This is a genomic window from Hamadaea sp. NPDC050747, assembly GCF_040654195.1.
Classification (GTDB): Bacteria; Actinomycetota; Actinomycetes; order Mycobacteriales; family Micromonosporaceae; genus Hamadaea.
Genome location: NZ_JBFAHM010000002.1, coordinates 543,498 through 565,725 on the forward strand (window position 1 = coordinate 543,498; position 22,228 = coordinate 565,725).

Consider the following 22,228-nt stretch of genomic DNA (forward strand, 5'->3'; position numbering starts at 1 on the left):
TGCACGTGAGCCCACGCGCCTCCCGTCCCACCATCCACGACGTCGCCCGCGTCGCCGGAGTGTCCCGCGGCACCGTCTCACGGGCGCTCAACGGCGACGCGTACGTCAGCGCCGCCGCACTGGCCGCCGTCCAGCGAGCCGTCGCCGAGACCGGCTACGTCGTGAACCGAGCCGCCCGCAGCCTGGTCACCCGCCAGACCGGCTCGGTGCTGATGGTGCTCTCCGAGCCGCAAGAGAAACTGTTCGAAGACCCGAACTACAGCACGCTCATGCGGGTCGCCATGCGCCGCCTCGCCGAACGAGACATCTCCCTGGTCATGATGCTGTCCGGCAACGACGGCGACCGCGACCGCGTGGTGCGCTACGTGCGCGGCGGGCACTGCGACGGCGTACTGCTGGTGACGACCCACTCCGGCGACCCGCTGCTCGACGAGCTCAGCCGCCAGCACATCCCCGCCGTGACCTGCGGCGAAATCCCCGGCGGCCGCCACCAGGTGCCGTTCGCCGCCGCCGACGACCGCGGCGGCGCCCAACGCGTGACGCAATACCTCGCCGACTCAGGCCGCCGCCGGATCGCCACCATCACCGGCCCGCTCGACACCCCCGGCGGACTGCTCCGGCTCGAAGGCTTCTGCGACGTCCTCGGGCGCAAAGCCACCAAGAAGCTCATCGCGTACGGCGACTGGACCCGCCGCAGCGGCGAACTAGCCATGACCGAACTGCTGGACCGCTCGCCCGACATCGACGCCGTCTTCGTCGGCAACGACCTCATGGCGGCCGGCGCGCTCGCAGCGCTCCGGGCAGCCGGCCGCCGCGTCCCCGAAGACGTGGCGGTCGCCGGATTCGACGACTCCTCGGTGGCCATGTCGACGCATCCGCTGCTCACGACAATGCGCCAGCCGCTGGAACAGGTCGCCGAAGAAACCGTACGCCTCCTCCTCGAACTCATCGACGGAGCCGAGAACGTCGACTCCGTCGTCCTGCCGACCGAGCTGATCGTCCGCGAATCCGCCTGAGCCGTACTGCCCTGACACTCCTACTGCGCTGACACTCCTACCGCCTGCGCGGCTCGACCAGCCAGTCGAAGTACGGCCATTCATCGTCGCCGACATCGATCGTCCTCGAGTGCCGCCACCGCAACAGCTCACGACGATCCTCGAACGGCAGATCGCTGACCTCGTCCCCGGTCCTGCTCATCTGCGGATTCAGTCGCAGGTCGACGTTGTAATGCAACTCGTCGCCGACGACGTAGTCGCGCCGGAATTCGGTGCCCCACTGGGAGTTGCCGCCCCAGCCGTGGGACAGATCCCGGACCAGCCGATTCCGCCGCCACCAAGCCCAGTAGAGGCAAGACTTCGCCGCGACGACCGGATCGAGGCGGTTCGCTCCGGCCCGCACGACGACGCCGGAGCGAACCAGCACCAGGCCGCCGACGACCGCGCCCGGCCACAGCTGCTCCACCAGCGACGGCGGTTCGTCCGGGTCGTCGGCCGGCACGACACAGACCACCTCATGGAAGAACGGATGGAAGGAGTCCTCGGCGATCTCGACCGCCCCGAGCGCTGGCCAGAACTCCGACCACGCCGTCGCCGACGGCATCGGACCCGACCACCACGGCTCCCCCGTCGTCCAGGCCAGCAACTTCGGATCGCCGTCGACCGGCTGAAACGGCGCGATGAGGATCTCCACCAGGCGCGACAACGCGTACAGCCCGAAGGAGACTTCATCGGAGACCGGTCGCCGGTGACTGTCCGGGCGGCCGATCTCGCGCAGCTCAGTGACGATCTCCGGACGCTCCGCCAGCCACGGCAGCAACACCTCAGCGCCGAAGCCGGGCGCACCTTCGTTGCGCAAGCCCCGGATCAGGAACTGCGCCTGCCACAGATGGGTCTCCTCCACGGCCGACACGCTATTCGCCCGATGCGTCGGTGGGCGCGATGTTTTCGGCGCGGTGATCACCATCGCTATGGCGTCCTAGGAACATGGGCCGGAACCGTTCAAGCGACTGTCCGATTCGGACGGGTCAAGGGTTTGATAGTCGTCGGCATCTTGTGTGCCGGATGGCTTTTCCCCCGGTTAGTGGTCCGACAGGTGTTCTAAACTTGATCTCATGGGCACGGGGGTGTTGGCGCAGGTGGAGGCGGATGTCGCCGAGCTGCTCGCCGGTCCCCTGTGGACGCTGTCGGACGCCGAGATCACCGACGAAGTCCGGCGCACGTTCGCGTTGATCCAGCGCCTGTCGGGTCGGTTGGCGGCGTTGATCGCCACCGCGGACGGGCGTGAGGTTCCGCATAACGCGGGTGCGACCGGGACGGTGAACTGGCTGACGTTTCTGTTGGCGATGCGGGACAGGGACGCTCGTGCGTGGGTGTCTCTGGCGGCGATGCTGCCCGCTGTTTCCGTGGTGGAGTCGGCGTTGTCTTCGGGGCAGGTCAACGTGGAGCAGGCGCGGGTGATCGCCAAGACCGTCCACGACCTGCCCTCCGCTGTCGGTGAGGTCGGCAAGGCGAAGGCCGCCGACGCGCTGACTCGGCTGGCTGTCGACGACCACCTTCGCCCGGAGGTGTTGGAGAAGCACCGGTCGCAGATCCTGGAGCTGGTCGCACCCGAGATCGCCGAAGAACGCCTGCGCAGGGAGTTGGAACGGGCCGAACGATCGGCGCATGATCGGCGCGACTTCACCCTCGTGCCCTATGGCGACGGCGAATACCGGGTACGCGGCGTCCTCGACGCGGAAATGGCAGCGATCGTCCGCACAGCATTAGATCCGCTGTCCGCGCCCCGCAAACCCGCCCCGACCGCCGCAGCCGCAGCCGGATCCGCGTCCGGCGCGTTCGCCGGTCCCGGTCGCGCGAGCGGCGAGACCGCCGGTGCTGGCGCGCCGAGCGGGAACGGCAGCGCGAGCGGAGACGGCGGCGCGGGCTGGGAAGGCAGCGCCAGGTGTGAAGGCGACCCGAGCGCAGACGGCGCGGGCAGAAACAGTGCTGCGGGCTCAGCTGGCCGGGCTCTGCCCGGCGAGGCGGATCTGCGTTCGGCTGGTGCAAGGCGGGCTGATGCGCTGGTCGAGCTGTGCCAGCGGATCCTCAACGCCGGCGAGCTGCCGGACAACGGTGGGGAGAAGCCGCACCTCACGGTCACCCTGCCCTGGGACGCCCTGCAAGCCAAAGTCGGCGCCGGCCTGCTCGACACCGGTGACCTGCTCACCCCCGAGACCGTGCGACGCCTCGCCTGCGACGCCATGATCATCCCCGCCGTACTCGGCGGCGACGGCCAAATCCTCGACGTCGGCCGCGCCCGACGCCTCATCGACGGACCCCTGCGGCGGGCACTCGTGCTGCGCGACAAGGGATGCGCGTTCCCAGGATGCGACCGGCCACCCCAGTGGTGCCACGGTCATCACCTCAAGGCATGGGCAGACGGCGGAAACACCTGCCTGGCCAACAGCGTCCTGCTCTGCGGCTTCCACCATCGCGAAATCCACCACGGACACTGGCAAGTACGCATCCGACCCGACGGCTTCCCCGAATTCCTCCCACCCACCTTCATCGACCCACAACGAAGGCCCGTCCGCAACACCCTCCACCGAAGATGCTGACGCGCCAGCCGCGCAACCGCCGCAATGCGCCCTACATGTGCGATCTGAGGCCGGGTCGCCGCGACATTCACCCTCCCTATGCGCAAAACCGGGCCTGAGCGCACACCCACGGCAAATGATCCCGAGAAACGGGCAGAAATCGCATACCGAGGGCACACCACGGCAACTCCTGCGCCGACCCACAACGAAGGCCCGTCCGCAACACCCTCCACCGAAGATGCTGACGCGCCAGCCGCGCAACCGCCGCAATGCGCCCTACAGCTGCGATCTCGGGGCCGACCGCGGCGACATTCGCCCTCCCTGTGCGCAAAACCGGGCCTGAGCGCATACCCAGGGCGAATGATCCCGAGGAACGGACAGGTATCGCAGATATAGGGCACGTGGGCACCACATGATCGTGTCGCGCACCGTGGACTGTGAGGAATGGGGTTCAGCCGCGCGGCGGGCTGAGCTGATAGTCGCCCACGTCCGGGTTCCAGCTCAAGCCGATGACGCCGCTGGTCGCGGCGGCCTGGCAGAACTGCAGGAAGCTTCGATAGCCGAGCTTCTTCTCGCTGAAGTCGGGGCGTACGCGGCGCAGCTGGTTCTTCAGACCGGACAGCGCCACGGCCGAGCCGCCCCGGGACAGGTCGCTGACGACCGTCCGGAGCAGCGCGAACGCCTCTTCGCGGTCGCCGTGCTCGGGCAGCGACACTTCGGGATCGCCCTTGGCCGGCCCGTCGGTCAGCTCGACGATGTCGTGCTGGGCCAGGAAGCGCAGCAGTTCGCCGAAGGCCCGGAAGCCGTAGTCGGCTTCGTTGAAGGTCGGGTCCTTGCGAAGCAGCGTCCGCTTGAGCGTGGAGGCGGTGACCGAGCCGCTGCTGCTGCGCTGGAGTCCAGCGACGGTCTGGGCGACCTGCACCGACAGGGAGTCGATGTCCCGCGTCGCGGGTTCGGTCTCCGTGGGCTCGGATTCGACCGGCTCGACGGGCTCGACCGGCGCGGCGGCCTCGGCGGGCTTGGAGGGCGGGGCGGCCTTGGCGGGCGCGGGTCGCGTCGGGATCTCCACGCCTTCGAGTCGGTCGTAGAACAGGAACTCGTCGCAAGCCGGTGGCAGCAGCGCCGAGGTGGTCTTCTCGACACCGACACCGATCACGCGTTTGTTGAGTTCGCGGAGCTTGTGGACGAGAGGCGTGAAGTCGCTGTCACCCGTGCAGAAGACGAATGTCGAGATGTAGTCGCGCTCGAACGCCAGCTCCATGGCGTCGACCGCCATCTTGATGTCGGCCGAGTTCTTCCGGGAGGCACCCATGCGCTGGGGGATGTCGATCAGCTCCACGTGCTGCCGGGTCAGCCGTCGCCGGTCCTCGTCGAAGTAAGACCAGTCCGCGTACGCCCTGCGCACGACGACGCGGCCGCGCTCGGCCAGGGCGTCGGCCACGGGCTTCAGGTCGAAGGCCAGGCCGCCGAGGTGGTCGCGGGCGCCGATCGCGAGGTTCTCGTAGTCGAGGAACAGCGCGATGCGCTCTTCTTGATCCAAAGCCGCTCCAGAGGAATCACAGGCCAGAAGACCTTTGTACCAGGTGAGGGCGGACTCCGCGGCGAACCGTCAGTAACCGATCGCGGTGGCGGCCACGGCACGGAGGTGAGCGGCGACGTCGGCGGGCAGGTAGAGCTGGGCGAGATCGCGCGGGGACGTGGCGAACACGATCCCGAAAAGGGTGACGGCATCCAGGTAGACGGCGTTGTCGTTGGGGTGCTTGCCGTCGGCGACGATCAGATGGGACACGCCCCTGGTCGCGATGATCTTCTCGAATTCGTCGCCGATCGGAGCGAGGAGGTTCGGCGTGCTGAGCGCGGCGGAGAGGGCCGCGTAGTTCGCGTCGATCACGGCCTTCGCCGCCGCTCGGGATCGGAACGGCGCAGGGTTCGCCAACGCCCAGTTCTTGAACAGGATCACCCGGCCACCGGGCTTGAGCGCACGCCTGAACGTCGGCGCGTACAGGGTGAGGAGGGTGTCTCGTGCGGCCGGCAGGTTGGTGGCCACGAGGGTGCTGTATTCCTGGAGCACGATGAAGTCGTATTGCCGCGTGCCGTCGAGCGCCGTGGCGACGAGGCCGTCGTTCCAGGTGTGGCGCAGGCTGTAGCCGAAGTGGATGACCTTGGTGACGTTCAGCGGCCGGCCTTCGAGAGCCGCGAAGTGGCGTACCAGGTCGGGTGTGTCCTCGCGGGTGGTCTCGGTCGCGGTGCCGAGCAGGCTGTTGCCCACGAACAGCACGTCCAGGGGACGGGCGTCCGCGGAACCCTGGGTGGCCGCGACGGTGAACCGGACGGAAAACGCGGCGCCGATCGGCGAGCCCGTCGGCGTCGCACCGGTGAACGCCTGAACAGTCAGGGTGTAGACGTCTGGCGTGGTCAGCAGTGGGCAGTCCACATAGTCTCCGCATAGGAAGAACGGCGCCCGCGACTCGATCCGGGCGATGCTGCCGCCCTTCGTTCCCTCCATCGTGAAGGCGACGCTGCCGGGCTTCTCGCCGGCGGCGATGACCGCCTGCAGGCTGATTCGGCGGTGAGGCAGCCGCCGGAGGTCGACGACCGTGCCGTCGGTCACCGGGCTCAGGCCCAGAATCGGCCGGCGGCTTACGTCGTTGACGACCTGAACAGCGCTGATGACAGGGGTGTTGCCGCCGCCGCTCGCGGAGACGCGCGGCGCCACCCACACGAAGGCGGCGGCCACGATTACCAGCGCAATGACGGCGCGCAACCGACGGGCACGGGGCATTTCCGTAGTGACTCCCCCGAAACGGAAAACCGAACTGTGCGCTCAGGGTGAGGATCGCGGCGAGGACTGTCAAGCAGCTGGTCAGCCCGTCGTCCGAATCACGGCGTTGTCAGTCCGTTCATCGGATCTACCATCGGGTCATGCGACGGGGATTGACGATGATCACCGCAATGACGCTGACCGCCACGCTCACTGCCACGCTGGCAGCCTGCAGCCCGGCGGTCGACGGCGTCGGGGGCGTACGCCTCGACAGCGCGGGACGGCTGGTCGCCGTGCTCGCCTGGTGCCCGGAGTTCGGCCGTCCCGCGACGGTGATCCTGTATCCGGCCGAGTCCGGCGGGCGCGTCGGCGAACCGCTGCTACGTCTGCGGCGTACGGGCGAAGACCCGGAAGGCGGGCTGCTGGAGCTCGCCTTGTCCGACCCGGGTCCGGACTGGCACACCGACGATCCGGCGCCGACTTTGGTTGACGGGGACCACTACGAGGTGCGTACCTGGGACGAGTCGGGTGAGCATCGCCTAGCGTCGTTTCCGTTCACTCCGGCCGAGCTTCGGACCGCGCCTTCGGACCAACCGGTTCTGACCAAGAAGTACGCCGGCGACGGCCGCTACGACACGGAGTTCCTCAGCGTGCCGGAGCTACAGCAGGCAGCAGCCAACGAGTGTGATTAGCGCGCTCAGAAGGTGGCGATCGGGTTGACCGGGCTGCCGGAGGTCCCCGCGAAGCGGACCGGCGCGACGGCGAGCTGGAAATCCCATTGGCCGAGCTCCGACGCCGTCGCGGCACACGTCTCCAGGTCGCAGTTGTCGAGCAGCCACAGACCCATGGCGACGAGGCTGACGGCGTGCACCGGCATCAGAATGTCGTCATATCCCGAGGGTTGGACGTCTTGAGGGGTGTCCGCCCCGATCAGCGCGACCTGCCGCTCCCGCAGCCAGGGCAGGCAGGATGCGTGCCAGCCCGCCTGAGTGAAGCTGAAGGCCGCGCCAGACTCGTGCCGGACGCGGCCGTAACCGGTCCGCAGAAGTACCGCGTCGCCGGATCGCACCCGAACCCCCTGGCGACGCTCGGCCTCCTCGAGATCTTCGGGAAAGACCGGCTCACCCGTTTCCAGCCACGGCACGTCGCGTACGGCTGCGACGTCGAGCAGGACACCACGCGTGACGATCCCGTTCGACGCCGCCGTGACGGCCGCCCACGCCGATCCGGTCTCGGCGTCGACCATCGAGTGTGGCCGCCCGTTGTACATCCGGCCGTCCCAGTAGAGGTGGCACGGTGAGTCCAGGTGCGTGATGGTGTTGCCGTGGAACATGATGCCGAGCCGCTCGTTCGAGAAGCCCCAGCGCCGGTCGTTGTGGAAGGCGGGAACCGGGATGTTCTCGGCACCCGGCATGTCGGCGGCGCACGGGCACGTGTTGGTCGCCCGCTCCATCTCGTCCGGTACGGCGATCTCCCAGCCGCACGACACACTTCGGCCGTGGCGTACGGCGCGTGCCGCCGCCAGCCGGACGTCGTCGGTGATGTGGTTCAGCGTACCGAGCTCGTCGTCGTCACCCCACCGTCCCCAGTTCGAGAGCGTGTCGAAGTAGGCGAGCACCTCGTCCTGGGTGGGTAACGGTCGCTCCGCCGTCATCGCAGTCTCCACTCCTCCGGTCAGCCGGTTCGAGGCACCGCAGGCAGCGTATCCCGCTCGCGGGTGGGCAGTGCCCAGGCTCGCTTCACGACTTCGCCTTGCGGGGGGCCAGGGTGTAGCTGAACGAGATGAAGAAGTCGACGATCACGACGACGCCCCATCCGCCCATCGGTCCCCACATGGGCAGCACCCGCTCGTAGTCGCCGACCAGCAGGGTGAACAGGCCCATGACCCCGGCTGCGATCGCGTACGCCAGCAGGTGGCGCAGCCACTGCCGCCGTTCGTAGGCGGCGTGCGCCGCGCCGTGCTCCGGAGGGCGTACGGGAGCCGGTCCGCCTGCGAACCGGTGGGCGAACCGCTGGTCGGCCCAGCGTACGAGCTGGCTGCCGAAGGCGACCGAGACTCCGATGTAGATGGCCGCCAGTCCGTGCGCGATCGTGGCCGTCCCGCCACCGCGCAGATCGATGACCGACGCCGCCAGCAGCACCACGTCGACCAGCGGTACGCAGATCAGCAGCACGGTGCTGAGCGTTTTCGCCTTGAGCAGGTAGCGAGCGGCGAGACCGGCCAGCAGCAGGACCCAGAAGCCGACTTCGCAGGCGATGATCAGCGGAATCACGACACCCTCCCCCGGTGTTTTAACACGACCGTGTCATAATAGCGCGGTGCCCAAAATCGTGGATCACGAGCAGCGTCGCCGGGAGCTGGCGGCGGCCGTCTGGCAGGTGATCGCCGAGCACGGCGTCGACGAGGTGTCGATCCGGACGGTCGCCGCCGCCGCGGGGTGGTCCGCCGGCGCCCTGCGGCACTACCTCGCGACCCGGGGCGAGCTGCTGGCCTTCGCCTGCGAGCAGGTCATCGACGAGGTCACCGCCCGCATCCAGTCCCTGCAACTGCCGGCCGACCCCGTAGGCGCGGTCCGGGCGATCCTGCTGGAGACGATGCCGGTGGACGAACGACGGCACACGGAGGCGTCGATCGCGTTCTCGTTCCTCGCCCTCGGCCTCGGTGATCGCGAATTGGCCCGGGTGCAGCGGCGTCACTTCAGTTCGATGCACGACTTGTGCCGTCAAATGATCGAGGGGCTCGCCGCGCGCCAGGCGCTCGCGCCGACGCCGGAGAACGTCACGACGCTGGCGCGCCGCCTCCACGCGGTGGTCGACGGGCTCAGTGTGCACGTCCTGGCCGGCCACCTGACGGCGGACGAGATGGTGGCCGAGCTGGACGCGTACCTGTCCGGGCTGACCGGGCAGGCGTGCGAGCCAGCCGGCGCGACGGAGCCGGACATTGGACGAACTCCGCGCCTGCCGTAGATTTGCGCGGGTGAATTCCACCGTGCGCCGCTTCTGGCTGGCCGGAACCGCTGGCGTCGTGGTCTTGGCGCTGCTCGTCTTCGCGCTTGTGAAGCTGGCCGCGCCGAGCCCGGGTGTCGCGTCCGCCGCCGTCGACGGATCGCCGTCGGCCGCACCGGGCGGCGAAGCGACGCCCACGGCGACAGCGTCAGCGAGCGCGAGCGCCAGCGTGAGTCCACATGCGACGCCCCGCGGGACCAAGGCGACCGTCCCCGCCGGGGCCGGCCTGGACAGTCCGGCGAAGAAGGAGATCGCGATGAAGCTTGTCTCCAGCGCCGAGAACTCCTCACTGAACTGGCGTGCGCAGTACAAGTACATCGAGGACATCGGGGACGGGCGGGGCTACACCGGCGGGATCATCGGCTTCTGCTCGGGCACGCACGACATGCTCGAGCTGGTGGAGCTGTACACCAAGCGCAAGCCCGGCAACGTCCTCGCGAAGTATCTGCCCGCGTTGCGGGCCGTCGACGGCTCGGACTCGCACGCCGGCCTCGATCCGGGCTACCCGGCCGACTGGGCGGCCGCCGCGAAGGACAGCGCGTTCCAGCAGGCGCAGAACGACGAGCGGGACCGCGGCTACTTCATCCCGGCCGTCCGCCAGGGCAAGGCCGACGGGCTGCGGGCGCTCGGGCAGTTCATCTACTACGACGCCATCGTCATGCACGGCCCCGGCTCCGACCCGGTCAGCTTCGGCGGCATCCGGGCCGCGGCCCTGCGCAAGGCCAAGACACCCGCTCAGGGCGGCGACGAGTACGCGTACCTGATGGCCTTCCTGGACGCCCGGAAGGCGGCGATGCTGACCGAGGAGGCGCACGAGAACACCGACCGGGTCGACACCGAGCAACGGGTGTTCCTCAAGGCGCGCAACTTCACCCTGGCCACGCCGCTTCGGTGGTCCGTCTACGGCGACTCCTACGTGATCAACTAATTCGCTTGCGGGCGCCGACCGCAGCGCCAAGGCTGGACCGCATGACGGAAGAACGGCAGTTCGGCTGGTCCAACATGTTCGTCGCGCCGGAGGACGACCCGCGTAGTCAGGAAGGCTACCGGGGAGAGCGCGCGGTGCTGGTCGGCTACCTCGACGACTACCGCAAGACGCTGGAGCTGAAGTGCGCCGGCCTGGACGCCGAGCAGCTCGCCCGGCGGTCGGTCGAGCCCTCGACCATGTCGCTGCTGGGCCTGATCCGGCATCTGGCCGGCGTCGAGCACTACTGGTTCCGCATCCACATGGCCGGCTACGACGGGCCGCGCCTCTACCGGTCCGGTGACGATCGCGACGAGGACTTCAACGGCGCGGTCGGCGATCCCGAGGTCGTCCGGGAAGCCTGGGAGACCTGGCGGGCCGAGGTGGCGTTCGCCGAGGAGTATGTCGCCGCGGCTCCGGACATGGGCTTCACCGGCGCCAAGGGCGACGAGCTGCGGGGCATCCTCGTCCACATGATCGAGGAGTACGCCCGCCACATGGGCCACGCCGACCTGCTTCGCGAGCGCATCGACGGCCGGGTCGGACAGTAGTCCGTTCCTCCCCAAGTTGCACGAATCCGGACCAAAGCGGAGATCTCGTCAGTAGAGTCACGGGCAGCGGAAGGGGCCCGTGCGTATGCAGGTCGAGACGAAGCCGGCGGCTTCCGGCGCTCCGGCGTCGGTCAAGCTGACGTTCTGGACCATGACGTCGATGGTCGTGGGCTCGATGGTCGGCGCGGGCGTGTTCTCGCTGCCCCGCCGGTTCGCCCAGGCGACCGGAGTGGCCGGCGCGCTCATCGCCTGGACGGTCGCCGGCACCGGCATGCTGATGCTCGCCTTCGTCTTCCAGATGCTCGCCGTACGCCGGCCCGCCCTCGACGCCGGCGTGTACGCGTACGCGAAGGCCGGATTCGGCGAGTATCCCGGCTTCTTCTCGGCCTTCGGTTACTGGGCCAGCGCCTGCGTCGGCAACGTGACCTACTGGGTGCTGATCATGTCCACCGTGGGCGCGATCGTCCCCGCGCTCGGCAACGGCGACACGATCCTGGCGATCGTGCTCTCCTCGGTCGGGCTGTGGGCGTTCTACGCGCTGATCAGCCGGGGTGTCAAAGAGGCCACCGCGATCAACCGGATCGTCACCGTGGCCAAGCTGGTGCCGATCATCGTGTTCATCCTGCTGGTCCTGTTCTACCTGGATCCGAAGGTCTTCGCGGAGAACTGGGCGGGGGCCGACTACGCCGGGTCGCTGTTCAACCAGGTCAAGGGCACGATGCTCGCGACGGTCTTCGTCTTCCTCGGAGTCGAGGGGGCCAGCGTCTACTCCCGGCACGCCAAGCGCCGTGAGGACGTCGGCCGGGCCACCGTCCTGGGCTTCCTCAGCGTCTTCGCGATCTTCGCCTCGGTCACCATCGTCTCCTACGGCATCCTGCCGATGAGCGAGATCGCCGAGCTGCGCCAGCCCAGCATGGCCGGCGTACTCGAAGCGGCCGTCGGCACCTGGGGCAAGGTCTTCGTCAGCGTAGGGCTGATCATCTCCGTGCTGGGCGCGTACCTGGCTTGGACGCTGATGGCGGCGGAGGTGCTGCTCGTCGCGGCCAAGGACGACGACATGCCACGCTTCCTGCGCCGGACCAGCCGGGCGGACGTCCCCATTCCGGCGTTGATCATGTCTACGGCGCTGTCGCAGCTCTTCCTCGTCGTGACTTACTTCTCCGAGGACGCGTTCACCTTCGCTCTCGACCTCACCAGTGCGCTGACGCTGATCCCGTTCCTGCTGGCGGCGGCGTACGCGCTGAAGGTGATGCTGGGCTGGGACGGCGAGCGAAGACGCGGCTCCGGCGGGCAGGTCCTCATCGCCGCGCTGGCCACCGCGTACACGCTGTTCCTGCTGTTCGCGGCCGGGCTGAAGTTCGTGCTCGTCTCGTTCATCGTGTACGCGCCCGCCACGGTCCTGTTCGTGATGGCGCGCCGGGAACAGGGCCGCCGGCTCTTCTCCCCGGCGGAAATCGTGTTGCTGCTGGTCTCGATCGCGGGCGCGGTGCTCGGCGTCGTCGCGCTCGCGGCCGGGTGGATCAGTCTGTAGAGCTGGGAGATCGTGATGACCGATTCGGGCAAGCCCGCCTCCGCCGCCTACGGCGTGCACTCCGAGGTCGGCAGACTACGCAAGGTGCTGGTGTGCCGGCCCGGTCTGGCGCACCGGCGGCTGACCCCGACCAACAGCGACGACCTGCTGTTCGACGACGTCATGTGGGTCGAGAACGCCCAGCGCGATCACCTGGACTTCGTCAACAAGATGCGGGCGCGCGGCGTGGACGTCGTCGAGCTGCACGATCTGCTCGCCGAGACCATGGCGCTCGGCGACGCCAAGACCTGGCTGCTCGACCGCAAGATCACGCCCAACGAGGTCGGTCTCGGACTGGTCGAGCCGACACGGGCGTACCTGGACAGCCTGGACCCGGCGAAGCTGGCCGAGCATCTCATCGGCGGCCTGGCCACGGCGGACCTGCCGGACGAGTTCCGCTCCCCCTACCTCGCCCTGGTCCGCGAGTCGACCGGCGCACGGGACTACCTCATGCCGCCGCTGCCGAACACGCTGTACACCCGGGACACGACCTGCTGGCTCTACGGCGGCTTGACGATGAACCCGCTGTACTGGCCGGCCCGGCACGACGAGACCATGCTCATGAAGGCGATCTACACGTTCCACCCCGACTACGTCGGCTCGAAGGTCTGGTGGGGCGACCCCGATCAGTCCTGGGCGCAGGCGACCTTCGAGGGCGGCGACATCATGCCGGTCGGCAACGGCGTGGTCCTGATGGGCATGAGCGAGCGCACCTCCCGCCAGGCGATCACCCAGGTGGCGGCGGCCCTGTTCGAGAACGGCGCGGCCGACCACGTGGTCGTGGCGGGCATGCCCAAGCTGCGCGCCGCAATGCACCTGGACACCGTGTTCACCTTCGCCGACCGGGACGTGGTCACCCTCTACCGCAACATCGTCGAGTCCATCCACTCGTTCTCGCTGCGGCCCGCCGACAAGGCGCCGAACGTCGAGGTCGTCGACCACGGCGACGAGCCGTTCGTCGACGTCGTGGCCAAGGCGCTCGGCCTGCCCAAGCTCCGCGTCATCGAGACGGGCGGCGACGTGTACGCCTCGGAGCGCCAGCAGTGGGACAGCGGCAACAACGCCGTCGCGCTGGAACCGGGGGTCGTGGTCACCTACGACCGCAATACGCAGACGAACACGCTCCTGCGTAAGGCCGGCATCGAGGTCATCACCATCGTCGGCGCCGAACTGGGCCGGGGCCGCGGCGGCGGCCACTGCATGACCTGCCCGATCGTCCGCGATCCCGTGGAGTTCTAGCGTGGACTTCTAGCGCGGAGTTCTAGCGCGGCGTTCTAGCGTGGCGGTTCCCGCCGGGCGACCGCCGCGGCCGGGAGGCTCAGCGACCGGTTCCAGCGCAGAGACAGCACCACCGCGGTGACGGCGAGCAGCGTACCGAGCAGGACGAACCAGACGCTGATCTCGACCTTCTTGAGTTGGCCGACGAAGTTGCCGGGCAGGTCCGTCAGCACGTCCTGAAGCTGATCGGCGTCCTCGGCCCGGAAGTACTCACCGCCGGTGATCTCGGCGACCTTCTCCAGGGTCTCCTCGTCGATCTGCTGGACGCGGCCACCGCCGCCCCCGAAGCCGCCGCCGAACCGCCCGCCGTCGGAGCCGAACGCCGAACCGCCGCTGATCTGGTCGGGGCTGCACACCATCGGCGCAGGCTGGGTCGTGCCGAAGCCGATCGTGTAGACACGCAGACCACGCGCGGACGCCTGCTCGGCGGCGGTCACCGGCTCGACGCCCTGGGTGTTCGCGCCGTCGGTCAGCACGACGATGGTGTCGGCCTGATAATCGGCCGGGGCGCCCGAAGGCGTCGGCGACGCGCCGTCCGGCGAGGTCACACCGGTCGGGGGAACCGCCGGATTGGTCTCGGCGATGGCGTCGATGGAGGTCAGGATGGCCTGCCCGATCGCGGTTCCCCGGCCGGTCTGCAGCCCGTCGATCGCCTTCAGCAGGGCCTCCTGGTCGGTCGTCGGTTCGACGAGCATCGCCGCGATGCCGGAGAAGGTGACCAGGCCGATCTTCGTCTCGCCGCCCTGAGCCTTGATGAACTCACGCGCGGCCGCCTGGGCGGCCGTGATCCGGTTGGGCTGGACGTCGGTGGAGCACATCGACCGGGACACGTCGAGCGCGAGCAGGATCGACGTGGCGTTGGCCGGTACGCGTACCGAGGCCTGCGGGCGCGCCGCCCCGACGGCGAGGAACACCAGCGCCGCGGAGAACAGGATCACCGGGATGCGCCGCCGCCACGCCGTACGCCCGGGCACGGCGGCCCGGATGAGCGCGACGCTGGACACCCGGACGGCGAATCGGCGCCGCCGCCGGTTGGCCCACCAGCGGGCCAGCAGCAACAGCGGGACGACGAGGAGGGCGGCGAGCGCCCACGGCCAGCTGAGCGACATCAGACGATCCTTCCGTGCCAGCTGATCATCAGCAGGCCGCCCGCGGTGAGCAGCACGAGCGCGGCGACGGCCAGGACGCCGGTCAGCTCGACGGTCTCCGGGCGGGTGGTGATGCGCAGGTCGATGGAGCGGTGGATCTCATTGATCTGGTCGGCGTCGGAGGCGGGATGGTAGGAGCCGCCGGTCGTCGCGGCGAGGTTCGTCAGCACGTCCTCCCGTAACGCCGTCGCGACCTGGTAGCCGTCCGCCTCGACCGTGGCGCCCTGGGCGGTGCCGATGCCCACGGTCTCGATGCGTACGCCGGCCGTGGCGGCCAGGTCGGCCGCGGTCTGCACGCCACCCGCGCCGTCGCCGCCGGCTCCGCCTCCTCCGCTGCCTCCGCCCGAGGAGTCCTCGCCGTCGGAGAACAGCACGATCGTCGCCGACCCCCAGTAGCCGAGATCCGGGGCCTGGCCGTCGGCGGGCAGGGCGACCGGCTTACCCACGATGGCGGTCAGCGCGACCAGGATGGCCTGCCGCAACGACGTCCCACCGGCGGCAGAGGCGCGATCGATGGCGGCGAGCACCGCGTCGTGGTCGGCCGTGGGCGCCTGGGTGGCCAGGCCGTCCTGGCCGAACACGACCACTCCCATGTCCACTGTGCTCGGTTGAGCCGCCACGAATCCGGCGGCGGCGGTCTTCGCCGCCGACAGCCGGTTCGGTTTCACGTCGTCGGCGGTCATGCTCTGCGACACGTCGAGCACCAGGATGACCGTCCCGGAGACGCGCGGCACGTCGACCTCGGCCGCCGGCCGGGCCAGGGCCAGCAACAGCAGCGGCAGCGCGGCCAGGAACAACGCGTACGGCAGATGGCGCCGGCGGCCGGACGGACGGGCGAAGGCCGCCAGGTCGAGCCCAGTCGCCCGCAACGCGGCGGATCGGCGGCGCAGCAACACCACGTACGCCGTGATCGCGGCCGCCGTGAGCAGCACCGCGACGACCACGAGAACCGGGTACACGACCGTCATGGGCGTCTCCGATGCGAGTCCTGAACCATCTCCACCAGTGCCCGCAGCAGATCGGAGTCGGTCGTGACCCGATGCGCGGTGACCCGTGCCTGCCGCATCGCCTCGGTCAGCGCCGACTCCCGCGCCGCCACCTCGGCGGCCAGCCGACGGCGCAGCAGCGGATCGCTGGTGTCGACCAGGATCTGCTCCCCCGTCTCGGCGTCCTCGACGAGGACCAGCCCCACGTCTGGCAACTCGAGCTCGGCCGGGTCGACCAGGCGTACCACGACGACCTCGTGCCGGTGGGCCAGCTGGCCGAGCGCCCGCTCCCAGCCCGCCTCGCCGATGAAGTCGGACAGCACGAAGACCAGGCTGCGCCGCCGGGCGGCGGTCGCCACCGTACGCAGCATCGCCGCGAGGTCGGTCGTCGTGCCCCGGGCCGGTCCCGCGTCACTCCGGTCCAGCTCGTGCGCGATCCGCAAGGCCTGCGTACGCCCGGTCTTGGGCTCGACGACGCGCTGGAAGTGGTTGTCGTAGAAGACAGCGCCGACCCGGTTGCCGTTCTGCGACAGCAGCCGGGCCAGGCAGATCGCGAGATCACCGAGGACCGCGTCCTTGCCGGGACCGCCGCCGCCCCGCATCGAGGCGGACCGGTCGAGGACCAGCCACGCGGTGAGGTCGCGTTCCTCGGTGTACTGCCGGACGAACGTCTCGTCCATCCGGGCGGTCACGTTCCAGTCGATGTGCCGGACGTCGTCCTCGGGCGTATAAGTCCGCAGGTCGGTGAAGTCGATCCCGGCGCCGTGCCAGACCGTGCGGTTGGCGCCCTGCAGCCGCCCGTCGAGCTTGCGGACCACCTGCCATTCCAGGCGTCGCAGCAACCGGTCGGAGGCCAGGCTCATGACTACCGGACCTGCATCGCGATGTCCGGCACCGGCAGCGCCAGCAGGATCTCGGTGAGGATCACGTCCGCGCTCACCTCGTCGGCCAGCGCCTCATAGGACAGCACCAGCCGGTGCCGCAGGATGTCCAGGGCCAGGTCGGTCAAGTCCTGTGGCACCGCGTAGTCGCGACCGCGGAGAAACGCCAGCGCACGAGCGGCCAGCACCAGGTTGATCGAGGCCCGAGGGCTCGCCCCATAGGTCACGTAACGGCTCAGCTTGTCCAGCCCGACGACTGCGGGCGTACGCGTCGCGGTCGTGACGCGGACCGCGTACTCGATCAGGGCCGGGTCGACGTAGACCTGATCGACCTGCTGCTGCAGCGCCACCAGGCGGGCGGGGTCGATGATGCTCTGGATCGCGGCGGCCGCCTTGAGCGCACGCTCGACGACCACGAACTCCTCGGTCGCGCTCGGATAGCCGACCAGCACCTTCATCATGAACCGGTCGACCTGCGCCTCCGGCAGCGGATACGTCCCGTCGGACTCGATCGGGTTCTGCGTCGCCATGACCAGGAACGGCTCCGGTACGCGATGCGTCTCGCGTCCGATCGTGACCTGCCGTTCCTGCATCACCTCCAGCAACGCGCTCTGCACCTTGGCCGGAGCCCGGTTGATCTCGTCCGCCAGCAGCAGGTTGGTGAAGACCGGGCCGAGCGACACCTGGAACTCGCCACTGTGCTGGTGGTAGATCCGGGTGCCGACGATGTCGGCCGGAACCAGGTCCGGAGTGAACTGGACGCGGTGGAACTGCCCGCCGATCGCCTCGGCCAGCGACTTGACCGCGAGGGTCTTCGCCAGACCGGGCACGCCCTCGACCAGGATGTGCCCCCGGGCCAGCAGCGCGACGACGAGTCGCTCCAGCAGGACGTCCTGGCCCACGATCGTCTTCTTGACCTCGTAGAAGACCTGTTCGACGAGGGTCGAGCCGGGCGCTGCGGAACCGTTGGGCTGCAAAGCTTCCTCCTGCCGTGGGACTGCTAGATCTGGGGCGGCCGCTCGCCGCCGGCGCCGACGGCGGTGCCGATGGGCACGGCGAAGCCGATGCCGATGAAGGTGCCGTCCTTGGTCGGATTGGCCAGCGCGACGACCACGCCCACCACTTGGCCGACGCCGTTCAGCAGCGGTCCGCCGGAACTGCCCGGATTGACCGCCGCGTCGAACTGGATGAGGCCCTTCAGCTCGGCCGCGCCTTGGCGGGTCAGCGACCGGTTGAGGCCCGAGACGACGCCGGTGGTCGTGCTCATGGTCAGCCCGAGCGGGTTGCCGATGGCGATGACGTCGTCGCCGACCGCCGCGCCACCGCCGAGCACCGCCGGAACCACGACCGACGGCAGCTGGTCCGGCAGCAGCACGGCGATGTCGGTGGCGGCGTCGGACGCGGCCAGCTGCGCTTTCGCTTGCGTGCCGTCGGCGAAGACCACCTGAATCGCCGTGGCGCCGTCGACCACGTGCAGCGCGGTCAGGATGTTGCCGTCGGCGTTCACGACGACCCCGGTGCCGGAGGCGCTCCCCGATTTCGAGACCGAGGTGATGGAGACGATCGAGGGTGCGACCGCGGTGTAGACCTCGTTGACGGTGGGCGGGGCCGTCGCGCTCGGTGACGCCGACGGCCGGGCCACCGGTGGCTCGTCCCGGTCGGCCGCCCCCCACCGGTACGCGAGCACGGCGGTTCCCACCAGCGCCACGACCAGGATCGCAGCCGGCAGCGCTCTGCCGAGTCGCCCTCGCATCCTTCGAGACTAGATCGGCGACCTCAAAGCCCGGTAGGAGGCGGCTTTGCCAATTACAACCGCGGCTTACGGGCGATGATCATTCCACGGGGGATGTTCTCGCCCTCCTGCGTCTTGCGGCGTACTGTGATGTGCACGTCGAAACCGTTGCGCTCCAACGCTTTCGTCATCACCTCAGGCGAGCGGAAGTAGTAGTCCAGCGCGAAGGTGAGGCCGAACGCCTCGGTCCGCAGGACATGCTCGTCTCGATCCATGAAGAAGAGCAGCAGCTGACCGCCGGGCCGCAGCACCCGATGGAACTCCGCCAGCACGCCGGGCAGTTCGCCGTCCGGGATGTGGATGATCGAGTACTGCGCCGCGATGCCCGCCAGCACCTCGTCCGCGATCGGCAGCGCCGTCATCGACGCCTCGGTGAACGACAACTCCGGATAACGCTCGCGCGCGAACGCGAGCATGCCGGGCGACAGGTCGACCCCGAATACATCGAGGCCGAGTTTGCGCAGGTCCGCCGTGCCGGTGCCGGTGCCGCAGCCGATGTCGGCGACCCGGCCGGATCCGGCCGACCGCACGAGCTCGGCGAAGACCCCGAGCAGGGCCCGTTCGACGGGGATCCCGTCCAGCCCGTCGTGGAACTGCTCGGCGTACGCCGGAGCGATGGTGTCGTAGGCGGCGCGGGTGCTCTCCAGAAACGTCACCCGGCGAGCCTAGTGAAGACCCCCGACGGCATCATGTCCGGATGATCTCCGCCATCGTCGTACGCCAAGCCGAGCTCACCGACACCGACGGCGTCCGCGCCATCGGCCTCGCCGCGTGGCCGCCGACCTACACTCCGCTGACCGGGCCGGAGTACGTGGAGTGGGGCTTGGCGACCTGGTGGTCAGTGGAGGCCACCGCGCGCGGCATCGCTACGGGCAACGTCCTCGTCGCCGAAGTCGACGGGCGCATCGTCGGCATGGCCGGGCTCGGCGAAAAGGACGGCGTACCGGTGTTGTGGAAGCTGTACGTGCTGCCCGAAACGCAGGGCACCGGCGTGGGCTCGGCCCTGATGGCGGCGGTGTTCGACCGCGTACGCGGCCAGGGAGCCGACCGCGTACGCCTGGAATACCTGGACGGCAACGACCGGGCGGCGGCGTTCTACCGCGCACAAGGGTTCCGTGAGATCGGCCGGACCACTGATCCCGACCATCCCGGTCTGCCGGACGACGTGTGGATGGAGGCCACCTTCTAGTCACGGCAACGGCCGGCTAGTCAGGGCAACGGTCGGCTAGGCAGGGCAGCGGCCGGCGTCGAGATTTGTGGCCCGCTGTGTCGGTGGACCCCTCCGACGCGCCGGGGTTCAATGAGGGGCAAGGAGGTGCCCGTGCACGACGTCCTCATCGTGCTCCACGCCGCCGCCGGGGTGATCGCCTTCGTCCTCGGCGTGATGGCGTTGTACGCGACGCCACAACGATCCTGGAGTTTCGCCGCATACGCGGTCTCGCTGGCGGCGATGGCGATATTCCTGCTGATCGTGGTAGCGACGGACTGGCCGGATCTCGACGGCTCGGCTCGGGGCGTCTACGCCGGGCTCTTGGTGCTCGCCGCGTACATGCTGTATCGGTGTTGGCGTGCGTGGCAACGGCTGCGCCGGCAGGGCAGCGGCCAGCGCGGCGCGTACGCCGACGACATCGGCTTCACACTCATCTCGCTCTTCGACGGCTTCGTGATCGTCGCCGCCATCGACCTCGACGCGCCGGTCTGGCTGGTCGTGGTGATCGCCATCGCCGGCGTCGCGGCGGGAATCGCCGCGGTAGGCCAGGTCAAGCGACGTCTTTCGCCCGAATGGTGAGCACTCCGGCCAGGTCGATGTCGTCGGACCGGCCGCCGAAGCCGGACTCGGAGACCAGGCGCGCCCCCAGCACGGTGCTCCAGAAGGTGCGCGTCTCCGCCTCGGGCGTACGGTCGATCACCCAGCCTCGCCGGGACAGCACCCCGGTGAGATAGCGCTCGGCCTGCCGGAACAGGATCGCCAGGTTGTGCTGCGCGACCGGGCTCAGCTCCGGGCGGCGGCCTGCGATCGACATCGCCTGCACTGCGAGCGGCACGGTGGGCAGGGCCAACGCGGCTCGGGCCAGCACGATGCGGAACGTCTCGGGTGTGCGCTGGCGGCGGCCCAGCGGCTCCAGGCGGGCCGCGTCCCGTAGCAGCAGGAGGAAGGCGGCGTGCACGAACAGGCCGTCCTTCGAGGTGAAGTAATAGGTGATCTGGTTCGGGTGGGCGCCGGCCGCCGCCGCGATCTCGGCCACGCTCACGGTGTCTCCCCCGCGGGCGGCGAACAGCTCGGCGGCCCGTTCCAAGATCTGCGCCCGGGTACGCCGGCCTCGGGCTCTGGGCGGTTCGCCGACCTCGGGCGGCCTGTTCGCGGTGGACATGCCATAGTTGTATGCGATACAACTATCGCGACGCAACCACAACTCTCGGACGCGACACCACAGGTCGGAGGACACCACGATGAACGCACCGGACGTCGTCGTCACCGGGCTCGGCGCGACCACCCCGCTGGCCGGAGACGTCGAAGGACTCTGGGCGGGCCTGCTCGCCGGGCGGTCCGGCGTACGCCGCATCGACGACCTGCTCGAAGGCGCGCCCTTCGGCGATGAGATGCCGACTCGCATCGCCGCGCCGATGGCGGTGTCGCCCGACGGAGTCCTGCCACGCGTGCAGGCCCGCCGGATGGACCGCTGTCAGCAGGCCGCCCTTGTCGCGTCCCAGCAGGCCTGGGCGGACGCGGGCAAGCCCGAGGTCGACCCGGTACGCCTCGCCGTCGTGTTCGGCACCGGCATCGGCGGCGTCGGCACCCTCCTCGGCATGGACGACCTGCTGGAGGAGAAGGGTCCGGGCCGGATCTCGCCGTTGACCGTTCCCATGCTGATGCCCAACGGTCCCGCTGCCTGGGTGAGCCTGGAGTACGCCGCCCGCGCGGGCGTCTACACGACTGTGTCCGCCTGCGCCTCCGGGGCCGAGGCGCTCGCCCTGGGCGCCCGGTTGATCCGCGAGGACGAGGCCGACGTCGTGATCGCCGGCGGCGCCGAGGCGGCCATCAACCCCTTGACCATCGCCGGGTTCGCCCAGGCGCGTACCCTCTCGAAACGCAACGACGACCCCGCACGGGCCTCGCGCCCCTTCGACGTGGAGCGGGACGGGTTCGTGCTGGGCGAGGGCGCGGGCGCGATGATCCTGGAGCGGGCCGACTTCGCCGCGGCGCGCGGTGCTCGAGTGCTGGGCCGCCTGGCCGGATTCGGCATCACCGCCGACGCGCACCACATCACCGGCCCCGACCCGACCGGTGCGGGCCAGATCCGCGCGATCCGCAAGGCGGTCCGCGACGGCGGCCTGGAGCCGTCTGATGTGGACCACGTGAACTGTCACGCCACGTCGACCGTGGTCGGCGACGTCTACGAGGCGGTCGCGATCCGGGAGGCGCTCGGCGACCGGCCGGTGCTCACCGCCCCGAAGTCCAGCCTGGGCCACCTGGTCGGCGCGGCGGGCGCGGTCGAGGCGATCATCACGCTGCTGTCGGTCAAGCACGGGCTGATCCCCGCGACGCTCAACCTCGAGGAGAAGGCGGCCGACGTCGACCTGGACATCGTGACCGGTACGCCGCGGGAGATGACCGTCGACGCGGCCATCTGCAATTCGTTCGGCTTCGGCGGCCAGAACGTGTCGCTGCTGTTCACCCCGGCGTGACGGCTCACCGGCTCCGCGTTCCGCCCCGCC

The 22,228-nt window shown here is 69.5% G+C and carries 23 protein-coding genes; 11 read left to right on the plus strand and 12 right to left on the minus strand.

Annotated elements, in window-relative coordinates:
* Nucleotides 1-5: 5 nt before the first annotated feature.
* On the plus strand, nt 6-1,016 hold the full coding sequence (locus AB0H43_RS05955) for a LacI family DNA-binding transcriptional regulator (RefSeq protein WP_359997148.1): 1,011 nt from the start codon (nt 6-8) through the stop codon (nt 1,014-1,016).
* Nucleotides 1,017-1,053: 37 nt separating this feature from the next.
* Here the strand turns inward: AB0H43_RS05955 and AB0H43_RS05960 are convergent, their stop codons facing one another.
* Nucleotides 1,054-1,899 carry a hypothetical protein gene (locus tag AB0H43_RS05960; RefSeq protein ID WP_359997151.1) on the minus strand — a complete coding sequence of 282 codons (846 nt, stop codon included), beginning with the start codon at nt 1,897-1,899 and terminating at the stop codon, nt 1,054-1,056.
* 211 nt (nt 1,900-2,110) lie between these two features.
* Here AB0H43_RS05960 and AB0H43_RS05965 point away from each other — a divergent pair, with 211 nt between their 5' ends.
* Complete coding sequence (locus AB0H43_RS05965) at nt 2,111-3,595, plus strand: DUF222 domain-containing protein (RefSeq protein WP_359997153.1); 1,485 nt, start codon at nt 2,111-2,113, stop codon at nt 3,593-3,595.
* Nucleotides 3,596-4,025: 430 nt separating this feature from the next.
* Here AB0H43_RS05965 and AB0H43_RS05970 read toward each other — a convergent pair whose 3' ends face one another.
* Together AB0H43_RS05970 and AB0H43_RS05975 are read right to left on the minus strand one after the other, a co-directional pair.
* Nucleotides 4,026-5,114, minus strand: a complete 1,089-nt coding sequence (locus tag AB0H43_RS05970; protein WP_359997156.1) for an NYN domain-containing protein — start codon at nt 5,112-5,114, stop codon at nt 4,026-4,028.
* A 69-nt stretch (nt 5,115-5,183) separates the two neighbouring features.
* Nucleotides 5,184-6,311, minus strand: coding sequence for a hypothetical protein (locus AB0H43_RS05975; protein WP_359997159.1), 1,128 nt, complete (start codon nt 6,309-6,311; stop codon nt 5,184-5,186).
* Between the two features lie 185 nt (nt 6,312-6,496).
* On the opposite strand from AB0H43_RS05975, the gene AB0H43_RS05980 reads away from it, so the two are divergent.
* Nucleotides 6,497-7,027, plus strand: coding sequence for a hypothetical protein (locus AB0H43_RS05980; RefSeq protein WP_359997161.1), 531 nt, complete (start codon nt 6,497-6,499; stop codon nt 7,025-7,027).
* Nucleotides 7,028-7,032: 5 nt separating this feature from the next.
* On the opposite strand, the gene AB0H43_RS05985 is transcribed toward AB0H43_RS05980, so the two are convergent.
* Entirely contained in the window at nt 7,033-7,989 is a 957-nt protein-coding gene (locus AB0H43_RS05985) for a cyclase family protein (protein ID WP_359997164.1), read from the minus strand.
* A gap of 85 nt (nt 7,990-8,074) precedes the next feature.
* A complete protein-coding gene (locus AB0H43_RS05990) occupies nt 8,075-8,608 on the minus strand; it encodes a hypothetical protein (RefSeq protein ID WP_359997167.1) in 534 nt (177 codons plus the stop codon).
* 46 nt (nt 8,609-8,654) lie between these two features.
* On the opposite strand from AB0H43_RS05990, the gene AB0H43_RS05995 reads away from it, so the two are divergent.
* From AB0H43_RS05995 to arcA, 5 genes are all read left to right on the plus strand, one after another.
* On the plus strand, nt 8,655-9,302 hold the full coding sequence (locus AB0H43_RS05995) for a TetR/AcrR family transcriptional regulator (protein ID WP_359997170.1): 648 nt from the start codon (nt 8,655-8,657) through the stop codon (nt 9,300-9,302).
* 10 nt (nt 9,303-9,312) lie between these two features.
* Nucleotides 9,313-10,269, plus strand: coding sequence for a chitosanase (locus AB0H43_RS06000; RefSeq protein ID WP_359997172.1), 957 nt, complete (start codon nt 9,313-9,315; stop codon nt 10,267-10,269).
* Between the two features lie 41 nt (nt 10,270-10,310).
* Entirely contained in the window at nt 10,311-10,856 is a 546-nt protein-coding gene (locus tag AB0H43_RS06005) for a DinB family protein (RefSeq protein ID WP_359997175.1), read from the plus strand.
* A gap of 85 nt (nt 10,857-10,941) precedes the next feature.
* Nucleotides 10,942-12,387: a basic amino acid/polyamine antiporter gene (locus tag AB0H43_RS06010; protein WP_359997438.1), complete on the plus strand. Its 1,446-nt coding sequence runs from the start codon at nt 10,942-10,944 to the stop codon at nt 12,385-12,387.
* Nucleotides 12,388-12,402: 15 nt separating this feature from the next.
* Nucleotides 12,403-13,665, plus strand: a complete 1,263-nt coding sequence (gene arcA, locus AB0H43_RS06015) for an arginine deiminase (protein ID WP_359997178.1) — start codon at nt 12,403-12,405, stop codon at nt 13,663-13,665.
* Between the two features lie 35 nt (nt 13,666-13,700).
* Here the strand turns inward: arcA and AB0H43_RS06020 are convergent, their stop codons facing one another.
* Genes AB0H43_RS06020 through AB0H43_RS06045 form a run of 6 tightly spaced genes read right to left on the minus strand, consistent with a single transcriptional unit; the run spans nt 13,701 to nt 19,167 of the window.
* Nucleotides 13,701-14,813 carry a VWA domain-containing protein gene (locus AB0H43_RS06020; protein ID WP_359997181.1) on the minus strand — a complete coding sequence of 371 codons (1,113 nt, stop codon included), beginning with the start codon at nt 14,811-14,813 and terminating at the stop codon, nt 13,701-13,703.
* A complete protein-coding gene (locus AB0H43_RS06025) occupies nt 14,813-15,820 on the minus strand; it encodes a VWA domain-containing protein (RefSeq protein WP_359997184.1) in 1,008 nt (335 codons plus the stop codon). Before AB0H43_RS06025 ends, AB0H43_RS06020 begins: the two co-directional genes overlap by 1 nt.
* Nucleotides 15,817-16,701 (minus strand): DUF58 domain-containing protein, encoded by an 885-nt coding sequence (locus AB0H43_RS06030; protein ID WP_359997187.1) that lies wholly within the window; start codon nt 16,699-16,701, stop codon nt 15,817-15,819. The genes AB0H43_RS06025 and AB0H43_RS06030 overlap by 4 nt, the downstream gene beginning before the upstream one ends.
* A gap of 2 nt (nt 16,702-16,703) precedes the next feature.
* Entirely contained in the window at nt 16,704-17,696 is a 993-nt protein-coding gene (locus tag AB0H43_RS06035) for a MoxR family ATPase (protein WP_359997190.1), read from the minus strand.
* A 23-nt stretch (nt 17,697-17,719) separates the two neighbouring features.
* The gene (locus AB0H43_RS06040) at nt 17,720-18,472 is read right to left on the minus strand and encodes a trypsin-like peptidase domain-containing protein (RefSeq protein WP_359997192.1); all 753 of its coding nucleotides are present in this window, start codon (nt 18,470-18,472) and stop codon (nt 17,720-17,722) included.
* 53 nt (nt 18,473-18,525) lie between these two features.
* Nucleotides 18,526-19,167 (minus strand): methyltransferase domain-containing protein, encoded by a 642-nt coding sequence (locus tag AB0H43_RS06045; protein ID WP_359997195.1) that lies wholly within the window; start codon nt 19,165-19,167, stop codon nt 18,526-18,528.
* Between the two features lie 41 nt (nt 19,168-19,208).
* Here AB0H43_RS06045 and AB0H43_RS06050 point away from each other — a divergent pair, with 41 nt between their 5' ends.
* Nucleotides 19,209-19,700, plus strand: a complete 492-nt coding sequence (locus AB0H43_RS06050) for a GNAT family N-acetyltransferase (RefSeq protein ID WP_359997197.1) — start codon at nt 19,209-19,211, stop codon at nt 19,698-19,700.
* A gap of 132 nt (nt 19,701-19,832) precedes the next feature.
* Nucleotides 19,833-20,300: a hypothetical protein gene (locus AB0H43_RS06055; protein ID WP_359997200.1), complete on the plus strand. Its 468-nt coding sequence runs from the start codon at nt 19,833-19,835 to the stop codon at nt 20,298-20,300.
* Here the strand turns inward: AB0H43_RS06055 and AB0H43_RS06060 are convergent.
* Nucleotides 20,272-20,883 (minus strand): TetR/AcrR family transcriptional regulator C-terminal domain-containing protein, encoded by a 612-nt coding sequence (locus AB0H43_RS06060; RefSeq protein WP_359997202.1) that lies wholly within the window; start codon nt 20,881-20,883, stop codon nt 20,272-20,274. The two genes, AB0H43_RS06055 and AB0H43_RS06060, sit on opposite strands and share 29 nt — an antisense overlap.
* 79 nt (nt 20,884-20,962) lie before the next feature.
* On the opposite strand from AB0H43_RS06060, the gene AB0H43_RS06065 reads away from it, so the two are divergent.
* Entirely contained in the window at nt 20,963-22,198 is a 1,236-nt protein-coding gene (locus AB0H43_RS06065; protein ID WP_359997205.1) for a beta-ketoacyl-[acyl-carrier-protein] synthase family protein, read from the plus strand.
* Nucleotides 22,199-22,228 lie beyond the last annotated feature (30 nt).

Excerpts from the sequence above, each read along its gene's own strand:
- AB0H43_RS05965 (WP_359997153.1), top strand. The coding sequence starts at position 2,111 with ATGGGCACGGGGGTGTTGGCGCAGGTGGAGGCGGATGTCGCCGAGCTG.
- AB0H43_RS05980 (WP_359997161.1), top strand. The coding sequence starts at position 6,497 with ATGCGACGGGGATTGACGATGATCACCGCAATGACGCTGACCGCCACG.
- AB0H43_RS05985 (WP_359997164.1), bottom strand. The coding sequence starts at position 7,989 with ATGACGGCGGAGCGACCGTTACCCACCCAGGACGAGGTGCTCGCCTAC.
- AB0H43_RS06005 (WP_359997175.1), top strand. The coding sequence starts at position 10,311 with ATGACGGAAGAACGGCAGTTCGGCTGGTCCAACATGTTCGTCGCGCCG.
- AB0H43_RS06010 (WP_359997438.1), top strand. The coding sequence starts at position 10,942 with ATGCAGGTCGAGACGAAGCCGGCGGCTTCCGGCGCTCCGGCGTCGGTC.
- arcA (WP_359997178.1), top strand. The coding sequence starts at position 12,403 with ATGACCGATTCGGGCAAGCCCGCCTCCGCCGCCTACGGCGTGCACTCC.
- AB0H43_RS06020 (WP_359997181.1), bottom strand. The coding sequence starts at position 14,813 with ATGTCGCTCAGCTGGCCGTGGGCGCTCGCCGCCCTCCTCGTCGTCCCG.
- AB0H43_RS06025 (WP_359997184.1), bottom strand. The coding sequence starts at position 15,820 with ATGACGGTCGTGTACCCGGTTCTCGTGGTCGTCGCGGTGCTGCTCACG.
- AB0H43_RS06030 (WP_359997187.1), bottom strand. The coding sequence starts at position 16,701 with ATGAGCCTGGCCTCCGACCGGTTGCTGCGACGCCTGGAATGGCAGGTG.
- AB0H43_RS06040 (WP_359997192.1), bottom strand. The coding sequence starts at position 18,472 with ATGCGAGGGCGACTCGGCAGAGCGCTGCCGGCTGCGATCCTGGTCGTG.
- AB0H43_RS06050 (WP_359997197.1), top strand. The coding sequence starts at position 19,209 with ATGATCTCCGCCATCGTCGTACGCCAAGCCGAGCTCACCGACACCGAC.
- AB0H43_RS06060 (WP_359997202.1), bottom strand. The coding sequence starts at position 20,883 with ATGTCCACCGCGAACAGGCCGCCCGAGGTCGGCGAACCGCCCAGAGCC.
- AB0H43_RS06065 (WP_359997205.1), top strand. The coding sequence starts at position 20,963 with ATGAACGCACCGGACGTCGTCGTCACCGGGCTCGGCGCGACCACCCCG.